Source organism: Mesorhizobium sp. M0923 (assembly GCF_040319365.1).
GTDB lineage: Bacteria > Pseudomonadota > Alphaproteobacteria > Rhizobiales > Rhizobiaceae > Mesorhizobium.
Map to the genome: position 1 here is coordinate 1 of NZ_JAMYNW010000035.1, position 15408 is coordinate 15408.

At 64.7% G+C, this 15408-nt stretch carries 15 protein-coding genes; 7 read left to right on the forward strand and 8 right to left on the reverse strand.

Annotated features, from left to right (window positions below; translation table 11 throughout):
- Positions 1-16: 16 nt before the first annotated feature.
- The 4 genes from NKH89_RS33450 to NKH89_RS33465 all read right to left on the reverse strand — a co-directional run bounded on the left by NKH89_RS33450 (position 17) and on the right by NKH89_RS33465 (position 5014).
- Positions 17-1033, reverse strand: coding sequence for an ABC transporter permease (locus tag NKH89_RS33450; RefSeq protein ID WP_023718108.1), 1017 nt, complete (start codon positions 1031-1033; stop codon positions 17-19).
- Positions 1030-2619: a sugar ABC transporter ATP-binding protein gene (locus NKH89_RS33455; protein ID WP_352911541.1), complete on the reverse strand. Its 1590-nt coding sequence runs from the start codon at positions 2617-2619 to the stop codon at positions 1030-1032. Before NKH89_RS33455 ends, NKH89_RS33450 begins: the two co-directional genes overlap by 4 nt.
- Positions 2620-2826: 207 nt before the next feature.
- Positions 2827-3777, reverse strand: a complete 951-nt coding sequence (locus tag NKH89_RS33460) for a substrate-binding domain-containing protein (protein WP_023718110.1) — start codon at positions 3775-3777, stop codon at positions 2827-2829.
- 229 nt (positions 3778-4006) lie between these two features.
- On the reverse strand, positions 4007-5014 hold the full coding sequence (locus tag NKH89_RS33465) for an aldo/keto reductase (RefSeq protein ID WP_352911544.1): 1008 nt from the start codon (positions 5012-5014) through the stop codon (positions 4007-4009).
- Between the two features lie 185 nt (positions 5015-5199).
- Between NKH89_RS33465 and NKH89_RS33470 the strand changes: the two genes are divergently transcribed.
- The 6 genes from NKH89_RS33470 to NKH89_RS33495 all read left to right on the forward strand — a co-directional run bounded on the left by NKH89_RS33470 (position 5200) and on the right by NKH89_RS33495 (position 11931).
- Positions 5200-5424 (forward strand): hypothetical protein, encoded by a 225-nt coding sequence (locus NKH89_RS33470; RefSeq protein ID WP_023718112.1) that lies wholly within the window; start codon positions 5200-5202, stop codon positions 5422-5424.
- 155 nt (positions 5425-5579) lie between these two features.
- Positions 5580-8066 (forward strand): DNA ligase D, encoded by a 2487-nt coding sequence (gene ligD, locus NKH89_RS33475; RefSeq protein WP_352788715.1) that lies wholly within the window; start codon positions 5580-5582, stop codon positions 8064-8066.
- A 220-nt stretch (positions 8067-8286) separates the two neighbouring features.
- A complete protein-coding gene (gene ku, locus NKH89_RS33480) occupies positions 8287-9201 on the forward strand; it encodes a non-homologous end joining protein Ku (RefSeq protein WP_023718114.1) in 915 nt (304 codons plus the stop codon).
- Entirely contained in the window at positions 9198-10292 is a 1095-nt protein-coding gene (locus NKH89_RS33485; protein WP_352481636.1) for a tetratricopeptide repeat protein, read from the forward strand. The genes ku and NKH89_RS33485 overlap by 4 nt, the downstream gene beginning before the upstream one ends.
- A gap of 214 nt (positions 10293-10506) precedes the next feature.
- Positions 10507-11151, forward strand: a complete 645-nt coding sequence (locus NKH89_RS33490) for an alpha/beta hydrolase family protein (protein ID WP_352844587.1) — start codon at positions 10507-10509, stop codon at positions 11149-11151.
- A 9-nt stretch (positions 11152-11160) separates the two neighbouring features.
- Entirely contained in the window at positions 11161-11931 is a 771-nt protein-coding gene (locus NKH89_RS33495; RefSeq protein WP_352496062.1) for an exodeoxyribonuclease III, read from the forward strand.
- Positions 11932-11970: 39 nt separating this feature from the next.
- Here NKH89_RS33495 and NKH89_RS33500 read toward each other — a convergent pair whose 3' ends face one another.
- The 3 genes from NKH89_RS33500 to NKH89_RS33510 form a co-directional block, all read right to left on the reverse strand.
- Positions 11971-12435: a GFA family protein gene (locus tag NKH89_RS33500; RefSeq protein ID WP_352481634.1), complete on the reverse strand. Its 465-nt coding sequence runs from the start codon at positions 12433-12435 to the stop codon at positions 11971-11973.
- A 97-nt stretch (positions 12436-12532) separates the two neighbouring features.
- Entirely contained in the window at positions 12533-12736 is a 204-nt protein-coding gene (locus NKH89_RS33505; RefSeq protein ID WP_023718119.1) for a tautomerase family protein, read from the reverse strand.
- A 34-nt stretch (positions 12737-12770) separates the two neighbouring features.
- Positions 12771-13511 (reverse strand): SDR family oxidoreductase, encoded by a 741-nt coding sequence (locus NKH89_RS33510; protein ID WP_352481632.1) that lies wholly within the window; start codon positions 13509-13511, stop codon positions 12771-12773.
- A gap of 103 nt (positions 13512-13614) precedes the next feature.
- On the opposite strand from NKH89_RS33510, the gene NKH89_RS33515 reads away from it, so the two are divergent.
- Positions 13615-14520 carry a LysR family transcriptional regulator gene (locus tag NKH89_RS33515; RefSeq protein WP_352516249.1) on the forward strand — a complete coding sequence of 302 codons (906 nt, stop codon included), beginning with the start codon at positions 13615-13617 and terminating at the stop codon, positions 14518-14520.
- A 217-nt stretch (positions 14521-14737) separates the two neighbouring features.
- Here the strand turns inward: NKH89_RS33515 and NKH89_RS33520 are convergent, their stop codons facing one another.
- On the reverse strand, positions 14738-15289 hold the full coding sequence (locus NKH89_RS33520; protein WP_352496063.1) for a DUF4019 domain-containing protein: 552 nt from the start codon (positions 15287-15289) through the stop codon (positions 14738-14740).
- Positions 15290-15408: the final 119 nt, after the last annotated feature.

Sequence of the window (15408 nt, forward strand, 5' to 3'; positions counted from 1 at the left end):
GCCGACCTGACCTGGATCACCGCCTTACCCGCGATTTCAGCCAGCGGTCGAAGGCGACGGCGAGGATGAGGATCAGGCCGATGACGATGCTTTGCGTGTATGACGAGACGTTGTTGAATTGCAGCCCGTTCTGCAGGACGCCGATCAGCCCTGCACCGACCACCGTGCCGCCGACGCTGCCGATGCCGCCGAACAGCGAGGTGCCGCCGATGACGACCGCCGAGATCACCGTCAGCTCGTAGCCGATGCCGGCGACGGCTTCGGAGGAGTTGAGCCGCGCCGACAAAACGAAGGCGGCAAGGCCGGCGAAGAAGCCGACGATGATGTAGACCGAGATCAGGATGCGGTCGACGCGCAGGCCGGAGAGCCGCGCGGCCTCGGCATTGCCGCCGACGGCGTAGACGGCGCGACCGTAGCGCGTGTAGCGCAGCACGATGTGGCACAGGATTGCGGCAATCGCGAAGATGATCGCCGGCACCGGCACCGGGCCGATCAGGCCGGTACCGAACCAGCGCATCGAGGCGTCGAAGCCGGAGATCGGGCCGCCATTGGAGATCGTCAGCGTTAGGCCGCGAAACACGGTGAGGCCGCCGAGCGTGACGACGAAGGGCGGTACTTTCAGCCTGGTGATGGCAAAGCCCTGGACACCGCCGGCCACGGCGCCGACGACGACGGCGGCCAGAAGGGCGGCGAACCAGCCATAGCCCAGCGTGCCCGTTGTCGACAGCGACAGCGTGTTGGCGGTGCCGCCCTTGGCCACCACCGCCGCGACCATGCCGCAGAAGGCGAGCAGCGAGCCGACCGACAGGTCGATGCCGGCGGTGAGGATAACGAAGGTCATGCCTAGCGCGATCAGGCCGGTGATCGAGATCTGGCGCATGATGTTGAACAGGTTGATCGGGTCGATGAAGCTCGGCTTCAGCACGGTGAAGACGACGATCAGCACCGCCAGGAACATCAGCGGGCCGAAGCTCATCAGCAGGCGCGCAAGATTGACGCCGCCGCGCTGGCTCCGTTCGGTCGTGCTGGTCATTGCGTTGCTTCCTGATTCTGGGCTTCCTGCTTCTGGTCGAGCGCCATCAGTTCCATCAGTTTCTCCTCGGTCGCCTCGATGCCAGGCATCTCGCCGGTGATGCGCCCGCGCCGCATGGTGACGATCCTGTCCGACACGGCAAGCACTTCGGGCAGCTCGGACGAGATCATCATGATGGCGATGCCGCGCGCAGCGAGCTCTACCAGGATCTGATGAACCTCCGCCTTGGCGCCGACGTCGACGCCGCGCGTCGGTTCATCGACGATCAGCACCTTGGGATCGCGTGCCAGCCAGCGGGCAAGGATGACCTTCTGCTGATTGCCACCGGACAGTCCCTCGATCGCCTGCTCGGGCGAGGCCATGCGGATCGACAGCGTCTTCCTGTAGTTCGCCAACGCCTCGCGCTCGCGCCGCTCGGCCATGAAGCCGACATTGGAGTAGCGGTCGAGCGCGGCGATCGAGAAATTGGTGAGGATGGCGAGTGCGGCGAAAATCGCCTGGTGCTTGCGGTCTTCCGGCACCAGGCCGATGCCGAGCTCGATGGCGTCGGCGGGCGAGGCCGGCGCGATCGGCCTGCCGTCGAGCACGATGGTGCCGGCGGCAATGCGGTCGGCGCCGAAGATGGCGCGGGCGAGCTCGGTGCGGCCGGAGCCGACGAGCCCGGCGACACCCAGTATTTCGCCCGCCTTAAGGTCGAGATCGACGCCTTCGAGCACGATGGCGTGCGGCGCCTGCGGATCGCGCACCGTGCGCAGGCCGCGCACCGAGAGCCGGACGTCGCCGGCGACATCGCGCAGCGTCGGTCTGGCATAGAGCTCGGACGCGGCGCGGCCAACCATCTTCTCGATGATCTTTGGCAGCTTGATCGGCCCGCCTTCGCGGTCGAGATGGCCGGCCAGCCTGCCGTCGCGCAGCACCGTCATGCGGTCGCAGATCGCCGAGGCCTCTTCCAGCCGGTGGGTGACGAACATAATGGCGACGCCATCCTTGCGCAGCCGGTCCATGATCGACATCAGCCTGTGCACTTCGGTTTCGGTCAGCGCCGAGGTCGGCTCGTCCATGATGATCAAGCGGCTCTTCAGCGATAGCGCGCGGGCGATCTCGACCAGCTGCTGTTCGGCCACCGACAGAGCGGAAACCGGCGTCGCCGGGTCGAGATCGAGGCCGACACGAGCGATGATCGCGCGGGAATCTTCCTCCATTCGCCGCCAGCTGACCAGCCCGAACCGGCCGAGCGGTGCGCGGCCGATGAAAATATTCTCCGCCACGGTCAGCGTCGGGATCAGGCTCAGTTCCTGGTAGATGGTAACGATGCCGTGGCGTTTCGCATCCTGCGGATTGTGCGGATTGAATTCGACGCCGTCGAAGACGATGCGACCGCTGGACGGCGGCATCACGCCGGACAGGATCTTGAGCAGCGTCGATTTGCCGGCGCCGTTCTCGCCGAGCAGGCCGAGTATCTCGCCGGGGCGGACTTCGAGCGAAACGTCGTTCAGCGCGGTGACGCCGGCAAAGCGCTTGGTCACGCCCTCGACGGTGAGCAGGGCGGGGGAGGGTGAAGGCGCAGTGGCTTCAGTCGCGGGCAAAGGTTGCTCCCAATTTGCGATTGGCGGGACAGCACCCCCCTCTGGCCTGCCGGCCATCTCCCCCTCAAGGGGGGAGATTGGCAGCTTCATTGGCCTCGCTTCTTCTGCAAGATCGAAAATTAGCGAAAGCCCGGGTAACATCCAATCTCCCCTTGAAGGGGGAGATGGCCGGCAGGCCAGAGGGGGGTGCTGTCCCGCCGGCTTCGCCTACTTCGTCTCGCCCAGCCTCTCCGCCTTGTCGAGATTGTCCTTGCCGATGACGATCGGCGTCAAAAGCACCAGCTTTTCCTTCGGCTCGGTCTTGTCCCTGGCGTAGGCGACCGCGATCTGCACGGCGGTGCGCGACTGCTCGCCGGGGAATTGCTCGACCGTGCCGGCCAGCTTGCCGTCGCGCACAGCGACCAACGCTTCGGGAAGCGCGTCGAAGCCGTAGATCTTGACGTCGGTGAAGTTGCGCGCCGCGCAGGCTTCAACCGCGCCAAGCGCCATGTCGTCATTGGCGCAGATGATCGCGTCGGGCTTGCCGTTGGCGGCAAGGCCGGCCTCGGTGACGGACAGCGCCTCGGCGCGGGCGAAGTTGGCGGTCTGCTCGAAGATGATCTGGTACTTGTCCTTCATGGGATCAAGGACGTTGTGCACACCCTTGTTGCGGTCGATCGCCGGGCCGGCACCGGGCTGGCCCTGCAGATGGAAGATCTTGGCGCCGTTCGGGAACGCCGCCACCATGGCCTGTGCTTCGGCCTCGCCGCCCTTGACATTGTCGGCGCCGACATGGGCGAGGATGCCTTCGACGCCCTCGACGCGGCGGTCGATAGTGACGACGGGAACGCCGGCCTTCACCGCTTCCTCGATGGCTGGGGCCAGCGCGTTGACGTCGAGCGGCGAGATGACGATGGCGTTGACCTTTTGCACCAGTGCCGCCTCGATGTCGGCGGTCTGCTTGGGCGCCGAATTCTGGCCGTCGCTCTCGACCAGGTTGACGCCTTGCGCCTGCGCCTCAGCCTTGATCTGGTTCAGCATGTGCACGAAGAACGGAAAGCCGAGGCTCGGCACCGAACCGAGGATGGTCAGCTTGTCCTGGGCGAAAGCCAATTGCGGAGCGGCCAGCGCCAAGGCGCCCATCGCCGCGGTCGACAGCAGGAATTCACGTCTGTTGATCAATTTAGTCTCCTCCCAGATGAGCGCATGACCCCGAAACCGGAATGGGTTTTCCGGAAGGTTCCTTGCGTCGATTCAAAAATGGAGTGTCCTTCGAGCGCCCAACTCGTGTTTGAAGGGACGCAACGGCGCTCCAGCCGGTCCACCGCGACGTTCTCCTCCGCTCGGTGCCTGCCGGCGGATGCTAGCCAAGGCCGGAGCTTTGCGCAAGAACGGGAGAAGGCAAGACCTACCGATCGATCATCACCATGGTGCGCTCGCCGTAGCGCGGACCGGCGACCTTGCCCGGCGCCAGCGCGTCGTCGAGCACCTGCATCTCGGCGGCGTCGAGCCTGATCGAAGCCGCGGCGACGTTCTCCTCGAGATATTTTCTGCGCTTGGTGCCGGGGATCGGCACGATGTCGATGCCGAAGTCGCTCCCCTTGTGGAGCAGCCAGGCCAGCGCGATCTGGCCTGGCTTGACGCGCTTGGCCGCGGCGATGTCGAGTACCGTGGCTGCCGCCTGCATGTTGGCGTCATAGTTGGCGCCCTGGTAGCGCGGATCGCCGCGCCGGTAATCGCCCTCTGGATAGTCTTCGGCGCGCCTGACATCGCCGGTGAGAAAACCGCGGCCGAGCGGCGAGAACGGCACCAGGCCGATGCCGAGCTCCTTCAGCAGGGGAATGATTTCCGGCTCGAGATTGCGCTCCCACAGCGAGTATTCGCTCTGCACTGCCGACACCGGATGCACGGCATGCGCCCGGCGGATATTGGCGGCGCCGGCCTCCGAGAGGCCGAAGAAGCGGACCTTGCCCTGAGCAATCAGCTCGCCGACAGCACCCGCCACCTCCTCGATCGGTACCGCCGGATCGACGCGGTGCTGATAGAGGAGGTCGACGTGGTCGCTGGCTAGCCTCCTCAGCGAACCTTCGACAGCCTCGCGGATATGCTCCGGCCGGCTGTCGCGCTCGGTGCCGACTTGCTTGCCGTTTTCGATGCGAAAGCCGAATTTCGTCGCGATCGTCACCTCATCGCGCCGGCCCTGCAGCGCGCGGCCGAGCAGTTCCTCGTTAGCGTGCGGCCCATAGACTTCCGCAGTGTCGAGGAAGGTGCAGCCGAGTTCGATGGCGCGGTGCAGCGTGGCGGTCGATTCCGCCTCGTCGGCCTGGCCGTAGGACTGGCTCATGCCCATGCAGCCGAGGCCGATCATGGAAACCTGCAGCCCCTGGCCGCCGAGTTTGCGTGTCGTCAACGTCATGTGAAGTTCTCCAGGTCAGCATCGCGTTCCAAGCCGCCACGTTCAATATAGCGCGCCGGCTCGGTTTCCACAGAGCCAGAGACGCCACCGCGCGAGGGCTCGCAGCGGCCGCCAAATTGACAGCCGACCCGCTCTCGGCCATCCTTAGGCATGCCGCCTTGCGGCTTTGTGCGTGAGTAACCAGCATGGCCAGTTCCGTCACCAGCCAGAAATCCAAGCGCGCCGCGGTGCGCAAGGCGCTCGACCGCCACAAGGTCTACATCACCGCGCAGCGTTTTTCCGCCGGCGGCTACAGTGCGCGGGTGCTGGTCGACGGCGAGGCCTATTGGGTCGACGAATTCCGGCTCAGCCAGCTGCAGCAGGGCCTGTCGCCGGCCGAGCTCGAATTGACGCCGGCCACCGACGATTGAGCGGCGTGACCTCCCATCCTTCGTCATCCCAGGGCGGAGCAGGAGCGAAGCGACGTCGCGGAGACCCTGGGATCCATGCCGTGACATTGGAGCGCCGCTGCGATGGGATTTTGATGCTGCGTTCGTTGCTTTTGCCCACCACCTACGCCTAGTCCATGCCAGCTCCTTCGAAGCTCAAGGCCTATCGCGCCAAGCGCGAGTTCACGAGGACGCCGGAACCGGCCGGTGGCCTGGCTGCCGGTGAAGGCAACCGCTTCGTCGTCCACAAGCACCACGCCACCGCCGATCACTATGATTTGCGCCTGCAGGTCGGCGACGTGCTGAAGAGCTGGGCGGTGCCGCGCGGCCCGTCGCTGAACCCGGCCGACAAAAGGCTGGCGGTCGAGACCGAGGACCATCCGCTCGAATATATCGATTTCGAGGGCGTCATTCCCGAAGGCGAATATGGCGGCGGACCGATGATCGTCTGGGACACCGGCGTCTGGGCGCCGATGGACGACGTCGAAAAGAGCCTGCGCACCGGCTCCTTCAAGTTCCGGCTCGCCGGCGAGAAGCTCAATGGCGGCTGGATGCTGACGCGGCTGAAACCGAAGCCCGGCGAGGATGAGGGCAAGAAGAACTGGCTGCTGTTCAAGGAGCGCGATCTCGCCGCCGATGCCACGCTCGACATACTGGAAGCCCGGCCGGAAAGCGTCAAATCCGGCCGTCGTATTGAGGAACTGGTGGCACCGCCGAAGCCTGCCGCCAAACCTGCCAAGCCGGTGGTGCTGAAACCCGGCGCTTTGCCGGGCGCCGTCAAGGCGCCCCCGCCTTCCCGGATCGAGCCGCAGCTGGCGACCTCCGTGGCCAAGCCGCCGGACGGTGAGGATACTGGGGAGGAATGGCTGCACGAGATCAAGTTCGACGGCTACCGCACCATGGCGCACCTGGCCGACGGTGCGGTCAGGCTGATCACCCGCGCCGGCCTCGACTGGACGAAGCGCTATGGCGACCTGCCGCTTGCCTTCGCCAGGCTGCCGTGCCGGGAGGCGATCATCGACGGCGAGGTCGTCGCGCTCGACGCCAAGGGCATCAGCCGCTTTGCCCTTCTGCAGGACGCGCTGGCCGAAGGCGCCGGCAACAAGCTCCACTTCTACGCTTTCGACCTCGTCTATCTCGACGGCTGGGACCTGACAAAAGCGCCGCTTCGGCGGCGCAAGGCGCTGCTTTCGCAACTTCTGTCCGGTCTCGGCGCCAACTCCGCCATCCAGCTCAGCGATCATGTCGAAGGCGACGGCCAGGCGCTCTATGACCAGGCATCCGAGATGGGGCTGGAGGGTGTGGTGTCGAAACGCGCCACGGCGATCTACCAGAGCGGCCGCACCAAAACCTGGACCAAAACCAAGGCGCTCCAGACCGGCGACTTTGTCATCGCTGGCTACACCGTCTCCGACGCGGCCGAGGGACTCGCTGCACTTGGCCTCGGCGAATTCGAAGACGGCGAGCTGCACTATCGCGGCAAGGTCGGCACCGGCTTCGATGCCGCGACCGCAGGCGAATTGCTGGCGCGGCTGGAGCCGTTGCGGGCCGGTGCATCCGCGCCCGAGGGCGTTCCGCGCGAGATCATGCGCGAGATGAACTGGGTGCGGCCGCTGCTTTCGGCGCATATCCATTACGCCAACCGGACCACCGACAATGCGCTGCGCCATGCCGTGTTCCGCGGCCTGCGTGACGTCGGCCTGTCGACGCCGGTTTCGGCCAAGCGCAAGCGGCTGATCGCCGAGGCCGACCTCGCCACAATCTGGGTGACCAACCCGACGCGGCGGCTGTTCGGCAAGACCGGCCCGACCAAGCTCGATATCGCCGTCTATTACGCGCTGGTCGGCGATTTCATGCTGCCGCACATTCTCGGCCGGCCGGTCTCGCTGGTGCGCTGCCCGACCGGCAAGCCGCAGGACTGTTTCTTCCAGCGCCACGCCTTCACCGGCATGCCGTCCTCGGTGGCGACCTTCGAGGCGACGAATTCGGAGGGCGAGACCAAATCCTATCTCTCGGTGGAAGACGCCAAGGGATATCTGGCTCTGGCGCAGTTCGGCGTCGTCGAGTTCCACACCTGGGGCACCCATCGCACGCGGCTCGACAAGCCGGACCTGATCGTTTTCGACCTCGACCCGGGCGAAGGGATCGCCTGGCGCGAGGTGGTTGAGGCGGCGGTGCACATTAAGGGCGAGCTGGAAGCGCTAGGGCTGGTGCCGTTCGCCAAGACCTCCGGGGGGCACGGCATCCACATCACCGTGCCGGTGACGCAAAAGCAGAACTGGAAGAAACTGCACCAGGCGACCAGCGCCATCTCCACGCATCTTGCCGCCACCGCGCCCGACACTTTCACCACCACCATGGGCAAGGACAACCGCAAGCGGCGCATCTTCATCGATTTTCACCGCAATGCGCGCGGCCACACCTCGGCGGCTCCCTATTCACTGCGCGCCCGCACCAATTTGCCGGCCTCGACGCCGGTCAGCTGGAGCGATCTGGAATCCATCGATGCTCCGCAGGATCTGAATTATTCCTCGCTGCCGGGCCTTCTGGCGACGTCAGGCGACCCTTGGGCCGACATGGAAGATTTCGCCAGGGATTTGCCGGCGATAGGCACCGCGACGTAGTTCTGCGAGCGCGGCCCAGACTCCATCGACGCTCCGGAAAATTTGAATTATTCTTCGCCACGGACCTCTTGCCTGCAGGCGGCTCCCAGCGGAGGAAGATTTCGCTAGGGATTTGCCGGTATTGTAAGGGGCAATGTAGGATTTCGGCAGCCGCATTCGTCCTCCGGACGAAACAGCGCTGCGAACAGTTCGACAGCACAAGGCCGCGTAGGAGTATTTCATGGCGCCCAGGGCAAGTTGGAAAGGTTACCTCAAGCTCAGTCTGGTCAGCTGTCCGGTCCGGCTCTATCCGGCGACCAGTGCCAGCGAGCGCATCAGCTTCAACCAGCTGCACAAGAAGACGCACAACCGCATCAACATGAAGCCGGTCGACCCTGAACTCGGGTTGGTCGAGCGTTCGGACCTGGTCAAGGGCTACGAATACGAGGACAAGCAATACATCATCATCGACGATACCGATCTCGACGCGGTGCGCATCGAATCCAACCATACGATGAACATCGAGGCCTTTGTCGACGAGCGTTCGGTCGACGTCATCTACCAGGACGCGCCCTATTACCTGGCGCCGGATGGCGCAATGGCCGAGGAGACCTTTGCCGTGTTGCGCGAAGCGATGCGCAAATCCGGCAAGCTGGCGATCGCCCGCCTCGTGCTGTCCAGCCGCGAGCGCGTGGTGACGATCGGCGCGCGCGAGAACGGCATGTTCGTCTGCACCTTGAGGAATCCGAACGAAGTGCGTGGCACGGCTGAATATTTCGGCAATATCCCGGCCGGAAACCCCGATCCGGAAATGCTGCAATTGGCCGAAGCGCTGATCAAGCAGAAGGAAACCACCTTCGATCCGAAGAATTACGAGGACCGCTACGAGATCGCGTTGATGACGATGATCCGCGAGAAGCTCAAGGGCCACAAGCCGATCATCGCGGCGGCGCCTGAGCGCGGCAACGTCATCAATCTCATGGATGCGCTGAAGGCGAGCCTGTCGCAATCGGCCAAGCCGCCGGCCAAATCGAAGAGCAAGGCCGATGAAACGGCCAAGCCTGCGGCGAAATCCGCCAAGGCCGGCGCTGGCGCGGCCAAGGAAAACCCGCTCAAGGCGAACCTTCTCAAAGCCGTCGGCAAGAGCAAGGCGTGACGGCTCTTGCCGGCACGGTCTTCGGCATCGTCGGCGCGCTGGCGGCCTTTCCGCTCAGGCTGGCGGCGCGCGAGGTCGCGCGCCAGCACGGCCAGTTGCGGCGCGGCGTCACTCGGCGCACCACGCATGTCGTGTTGGGCCGCATGTTGCTCGCCAGGGCCGGCGACATCGAGATCGAGCGCCGCGTCGCTGCGGAACGTGCAGCCGGGCGCAGGCTGGTCAGCGAGAACGGCTTCCTGCGGCTGCTCGGGTTGATGAAGGCACCGGAAGCCTCGACGCTGTCGCGGCAGTCGCTGATCGATCAGTCGCGGCTGACCGGCGCCGATCTCGACCTTTTGTCGCTGTTCGACGCCTTCGAGCATGATTGCGAACCGTATTCCTTCCGCGACCTGATCCTCGCCCGCAAATATGCCGGGCTGGTCGCCGGCGGCGCCTCATGGGGGGCGATCGTGCGGTCGGTGCATCGCTCCGGCCCGATCGCCTCGCTCACCGCCAAATCGCTCAATGTCGGCTCGCAGCACGGGCGGGCCGACGCGATCTATCTCGAGGGCGGCCAGAGCGAAGTCAACGGCCAGCTGCTGTTCGATCTGGGAACGCAGGATGACGACACGCTGGAAGAGCTGTTCGCCGATGCCGAGGCGGCGGAAGAGGCTGAAGACCACGAGCAGGCCGCGGCACTCTACCAGCGCTGCCTAGCCATCGACCCGAGCGATGCCATCGCCGCCTTCAACCGCGCCAACTGCCTGCGCGCCTCCGGCCACGCGGCCGAGGCGGCGCACGACTATGCCCGCGCCATCAAGTGCGACCCGGTGTTCGTCGAGGCATGGTTCAATCTGGCCGGGCTGATGAGCGAAGAGGGGCGGGTGGCGTCGGCTCGGCGGCATCTGCTGAAGGCGATTTCGCTAGATGCGAAGTACGCCGATGCGGTGTTCAACCTTGCGAGGCTGGAGTTCGACGCCGGCAATCTAGCCGAAGCGCGGCGGAACTGGGCGCGCTACCTCGAACTCGACGCGGATTCCGAATGGGCACGTATGGCGGCCAAGGGTATCCAGTTCGTCGATTTGCAGCTGGCGCGGATGTCGGCGGGTTAGGGCTTCATTTGGTCGCGCTTGAACACCCCCCTCTGTCCTGCCGGACATCTCCCCCGCAAGGGGGGAGATCGGCAGCTTCTCCTTACCGCCCGCCTTCCAACGTTGGTGATTGGCGAAAGCGATGGCGACATCCAATCTCCCCCCTTGAGGGGGAGATGGCCGGCGGGACAGAGGGGGGTGCGAAGGAACTCGGCCTTCATCTGCGGGCCACCCCATGACGACCTTCCTCTTCGATGGCCCCGACACTGCCCCAATCACCATCTTGCTCGCCCACGGCGCCGGGGCGCCGATGGACTCTGCCTCGATGACCGCGACGGCAAAAGCGCTGGCCGAGGCCGGCTTCCGCGTTGCGCGCTTCGAGTTCCACTACATGGCGGCCCGCCGCTACGGCCATCGCAAGCCGCCGCCGCGCGCCGAGACGGTTAACCCGGAATATATCAAGGCAATCGCCGATCTCAGGGCGAAGGGCGTGAAGGGTCCGCTCATCATCGGCGGCAAGTCGATGGGCGGACGCGTCGCTTCGATGATCGCCGACGAGATGTTTTCAAAGGGCGAGATTTCAGGGCTGCTGTGTCTCGGCTATCCCTTCCATCCGCCGGACAAACCGACGCAGCTTCGGACAAAACACCTCGCCGACCTCAAGACGCCGACATTGGTCTTCCAGGGCACGCGCGACGAGTTCGGGACCAAAGACGAGGTCGCGACCTATGCTCTGTCCGACGCAATCGAGATCTTCTGGCTGGAAGACGGCGACCATGATCTGAAGCCGCGCAAAAACATCTCCGGCTTCTCCACCGCCGATCATCTGAAGACGCTGGCTGATGCAGTGAAGGCGTGGACCGAACGGATCGTGCGCTGAAGCAGGCCGATGAAGATCGCCACCTTCAACGTCAACAACATCAACGGCCGGCTGCCAAACCTGCTCGCATGGCTGGCCGCCGCCAAACCCGACATCGCCTGCCTGCAGGAGCTCAAGGCCAGGCAGACGCAGTTTCCGCGCACCGCGCTTGCGGCGGCCGGCTACGGGGCGGTGTGGGTCGGGCAGCCGACCTGGAACGGCGTCGCCATCCTTTCGCGTGGCTCGGAGCCGGTGCTGACCCGCGAGGCGCTGCCCGGCGACGACGGCGACCAGCAGGCGCGCTACATCGAAGCGGCGGTCAACGGCATCGTCGTCGCCTGCCTCTACGCGCCGAACGGCAATCCGCAGCCCGGCCCGAAATTCCAGTACAAGCTGGCCTGGCACGAAAGGCTGGAGACGCATGCGGCGCAGTTGCTCGACACCGGCCTGCCGGTGGTGCTGGCCGGCGACTACAACATCGTGCCCGAGCCGCGCGACATCTACCCGACCCGCTCCTATGACGACAACGCGCTGGTGCAGCCGGAAAGCCGGGCATCGTTCCAGCGGCTGCTCGACCAGGGCTGGCTTGATGCGCTGCGCAAGAAGCACCCGACGGAGACGCTCTACACATTCTGGGACTATCGCCGCAATCGCTGGCCGCGCGATGCCGGCCTGCGCCTCGACCATATCTTGCTCAGCAAGAAGCTGTCGCGCCGGCTGGTAGCGGCGGGCATCGACCGCGACGTGCGCGGCGAGGTCGGCGCCAGCGACCACGCGCCGGTCTGGCTGGAGTTGAAGTGAGGCACGAAAGCTGGCGCCGCCTTTCCGGGCGGCAACCAGTCAGGTTGGCCGCGCCGCTTCGCGGGCGAACGCCTCGATCAAAGGGGCGTATCCCTCAAGGTCGGGCTGAGTAGCGAAACTGTAGGTAGCGGCGGTCGAAGCCCAGGGCAGCTTTTCCGAAGTGAAGACTTCGACGAAGGGCACGTACCAATGGTGCTCGTCCAGCATGGTCGCGCGCACGTTGACAAGGAAATCCAGGCCATGCGGACGCGTGAACATCCAGTTCTTGCAGTGCGGGCAATAGAGCTGCCGGTGCGGGCCGTGCAGGCCGCCGACCACCGGCTCGCCTTGCGTTATGGCGAAACCGTCGCTGGGCACGGCGATGGTCAGGGAATACGCGCTGGCGCTCAGCTTCTGGCAGCCGGTGCAGTGACACGCCGTCGTCAGCAAGGGCGGCGCGCTGATGCGAAAGCGTATTCCACCGCACAAGCAACCGCCGTCCCAAGGTAGCTTCCAATCGTCCATCGCTGGCCTCGCCTTAGCCTCTGCCAGCGATCTAGCGCGCGACCGCCAAGCTGCAATCTCACCCTTGAGGGTCCCAGAAGGGAGGAGATCGGCAGCTTCACGTCCTTCCCCCAGGAATCGTGAACACCACGTCGGCGCGGCCGTAGCCGCCATCGGCGACCTCCTCGATCAGCACCATCGTGTAGGGGCGCATGCCTTCGCCGAACATCTCGACGAACAGGGCTGTGGTCTTGTGGACGAGGTCCTCCTTCTGTCCGGCGGACAGCGCGCGCTCAGGCACCTTGAAATTTGCAAACGGCATGATGTCGATTTCCTGTTGATTGTTGGAGGTAAAGTCAGACCGTGCCGCCATTGGCGCGCAGCACCTGGCCGTTGACCCAGCCGCTGTCCGGTCCGGCGAGGAACGACACCACGCCGGCGATGTCGGCGGGCTGGCCGAGCCGCCCGAGCGGGATCATCCTGGTGATCGTTTCGACCAGTGCCTCGGACTTGCCGCCGAGGAACAGTTCGGTGGCCACCGGCCCCGGCGCCACGACATTGACGGTGATGCCGCGCGGCCCGAGTTCCTTGGCCAGCACATGGGTCATCGCCTCGACGCCGGCCTTGGTGGCAGCGTAGACACCGTAGGTCGGCTGGTAGAGCCCGACCACGCTGGACGAGAAGCTGATGATGCGGCCGCCTTCGCGCAGCCGCCTTGCGGCCTCGCGCATGCCGCGGAAGACGCCGCCGAGGTTCACCGCGACCTGTTGCTCGAAACCGGCGTCGTCCGTCTGCGCGATCGGCGCGAGCTTCATGATGCCGGCATTGTTGACCAGCACGTCGAGGCCGCCAAAGGCCTGCTCGGCTGCGTCGAACAGATGCGCGACCCCCTTGGGATCACCGACATCGGCTTGAACTGCGATCGCCGTGCCGCCTGCCGCCTCGATCTCGCGCACCACCCCTTCGGCGGCTTCTGCGCCTCTGGCATAGTTGATGACGACCGAAAAGCCGTCGCGCGCCAGCCGCCTGGCAATTTCGGCACCGATGCCCTTCGAGGCGCCGGTTACCAGTGCCACCTTTCCATTCCGCGTAATCATGTCAGCTCTCCAAAATTTTTGTCGACTGAAAATAGGTGATAAATCTTGCGGGATAATCGCCCCGGGACTTGCCAACACCATTCGGATATGGCGAACAATGGCGATGGACAGTCTCGACCGGATGCGCCTGCTTGCCCGTGTGATCGAGCGCGGCAGCTTCACTGCGGCGGCCGCCGATCTGTCGATGTCGCGATCGACCGCCACCGAGGCGATCAAGGGCCTGGAGGCGCGGCTGGGGGTCAGGCTGCTCGAACGCACCACGCGCCATGTCACGCCGACGTTGGACGGCCAGGCCTATTACCAGCGCTGCCTCGCCATCCTTGCCGATGTCGAGGATGCCGAGGCAGGCTTTCAATCGGCGCAGCCGCAGGGCCTTTTGAGGATCGACGTGCATGGCTTCATGGCCCGCCATTTCATCCTGCCGCGGCTCTCCGAGTTCCTCGACCGCTATCCCGGGATCGACCTGCATATCGGCGACGGCGACCGGCTGGTCGATCTGGTGCGCGAGGGCATCGACTGCGTGCTGCGTTCCGGCGAACAGGCCGACAGCGGCATGATCGTGCGGCGGGTGGCAACATTGCGCGAAGTCACCTGCGCCAGCCCCGCCTATCTCGAAAAGCACGGCATGCCGGCAACCCCCGACGATCTCGAAGGCCATCTGATGGTCGGCTTCCGCTCGTCGCGGACCGGCGAGGTCATGCCGCTCGAATTCACCGTTGGCGGCGCGTTGCGCTATGTCAGCCTGCCCAACCGGGTGACGGTCAACGGCTCCGACACGATGGCGGAGCTGGCGCGTCTCGGCTTCGGCCTGGTGCAGGCGCCGCATTACCGCTTCGCAGGGGATTTCGCACGCGGCACGCTTGTCGAAGTGCTGCCGGATTACCCGCCGTCGCCGACTCCACTGTCGGCGCTCTACCCGCAGAACCGCCAACTCGCGCCGCGGGTACGCGTGTTCATCGACTGGGTGACCGGGATTTTTGGCGAGGATGGGACATCGGGCCGGGTGTGATCGTGCACCGGGCCGCCGGCTACTTTGCGAAGGGCGATCGGAACGAGATATGCCGTGACGGGCGGGGTTGGGTGAGGACCTAAGCTGCGCTCTCGCTGCGTTCGCGTCCAAGGGCCGGCAAACTGTAGGAGATCACCGACATCGTTGCGCTGATCGAAGCGAGGGAAGCCGAAAGCCGATGGTCGCGGAACGTACAAAAACGGACCGCGCCTCACGTTCACGATGGAAAATTCGGACAGTTAGCCGACAACTCGGCCCATGCTCGATCCAATTCGAGTTTCGATTGGGTCTTTTCAATGCTTTTCGCGGCAGCGTTGTCGATGAAGTTGCTTTCGATCCGCATGACTCGAAAATGTCCACCTGACGGCCGCTGATAGAGGACAATATAGCCGCAGTAACGATCGATGTTTTCAAACTTCGCCGCTATGTCGACCGCGGCATAAACGCCAGGAAAGGCAGCGTTCGCTGGGTCCTTCAACCACGTGAATTTGAGTAGCCGGCGCTCGCGCACAGCGCCGGCTTGAGAATGAAAATCTTTACTTTGCTCCACGAAGGCGTTCGATGGGATCGAAGCTTTCGCGGTATCAGTCATCATTTCGTATGCCCGCCCATACTCTTGGTTATCGAGCGAAAGGAAATAGCGACCAACCGTTTCCGTTGCATCTCGAACCGCGTCCTCCGAGGGCGTCCACTCTTGCGATTGTGCGGGTAGGATCGCAACCAACACCGAAGTCACGATCGCAAGGAAAGCTACGGCTGCATGTGTCATGGGAATTTCGTCGCAGGAGCTTGCCACGAATGCAATCCGGTCACGGCCGATAGCCAGAATTTCGAACTGACCCACATCCCAATAGCGCGCTATGTTAGCGCTGCTGCAAGCGGACTGTC

What these genes read in the sequence shown, in the direction of transcription:
- NKH89_RS33520 (WP_352496063.1), bottom strand. Translation starts at nt 15,289, where the DNA reads ATGACACATGCAGCCGTAGCTTTCCTTGCGATCGTGACTTCGGTGTTG.
- NKH89_RS33505 (WP_023718119.1), bottom strand. Translation starts at nt 12,736, where the DNA reads ATGCCGTTTGCAAATTTCAAGGTGCCTGAGCGCGCGCTGTCCGCCGGA.
- NKH89_RS33495 (WP_352496062.1), top strand. Translation starts at nt 11,161, where the DNA reads ATGAAGATCGCCACCTTCAACGTCAACAACATCAACGGCCGGCTGCCA.
- NKH89_RS33450 (WP_023718108.1), bottom strand. Translation starts at nt 1,033, where the DNA reads ATGACCAGCACGACCGAACGGAGCCAGCGCGGCGGCGTCAATCTTGCG.
- NKH89_RS33470 (WP_023718112.1), top strand. Translation starts at nt 5,200, where the DNA reads ATGGCCAGTTCCGTCACCAGCCAGAAATCCAAGCGCGCCGCGGTGCGC.
- NKH89_RS33465 (WP_352911544.1), bottom strand. Translation starts at nt 5,014, where the DNA reads ATGACGTTGACGACACGCAAACTCGGCGGCCAGGGGCTGCAGGTTTCC.
- NKH89_RS33500 (WP_352481634.1), bottom strand. Translation starts at nt 12,435, where the DNA reads ATGGACGATTGGAAGCTACCTTGGGACGGCGGTTGCTTGTGCGGTGGA.
- ligD (WP_352788715.1), top strand. Translation starts at nt 5,580, where the DNA reads ATGCCAGCTCCTTCGAAGCTCAAGGCCTATCGCGCCAAGCGCGAGTTC.
- NKH89_RS33510 (WP_352481632.1), bottom strand. Translation starts at nt 13,511, where the DNA reads ATGATTACGCGGAATGGAAAGGTGGCACTGGTAACCGGCGCCTCGAAG.
- NKH89_RS33515 (WP_352516249.1), top strand. Translation starts at nt 13,615, where the DNA reads ATGGACAGTCTCGACCGGATGCGCCTGCTTGCCCGTGTGATCGAGCGC.
- NKH89_RS33490 (WP_352844587.1), top strand. Translation starts at nt 10,507, where the DNA reads ATGACGACCTTCCTCTTCGATGGCCCCGACACTGCCCCAATCACCATC.
- ku (WP_023718114.1), top strand. Translation starts at nt 8,287, where the DNA reads ATGGCGCCCAGGGCAAGTTGGAAAGGTTACCTCAAGCTCAGTCTGGTC.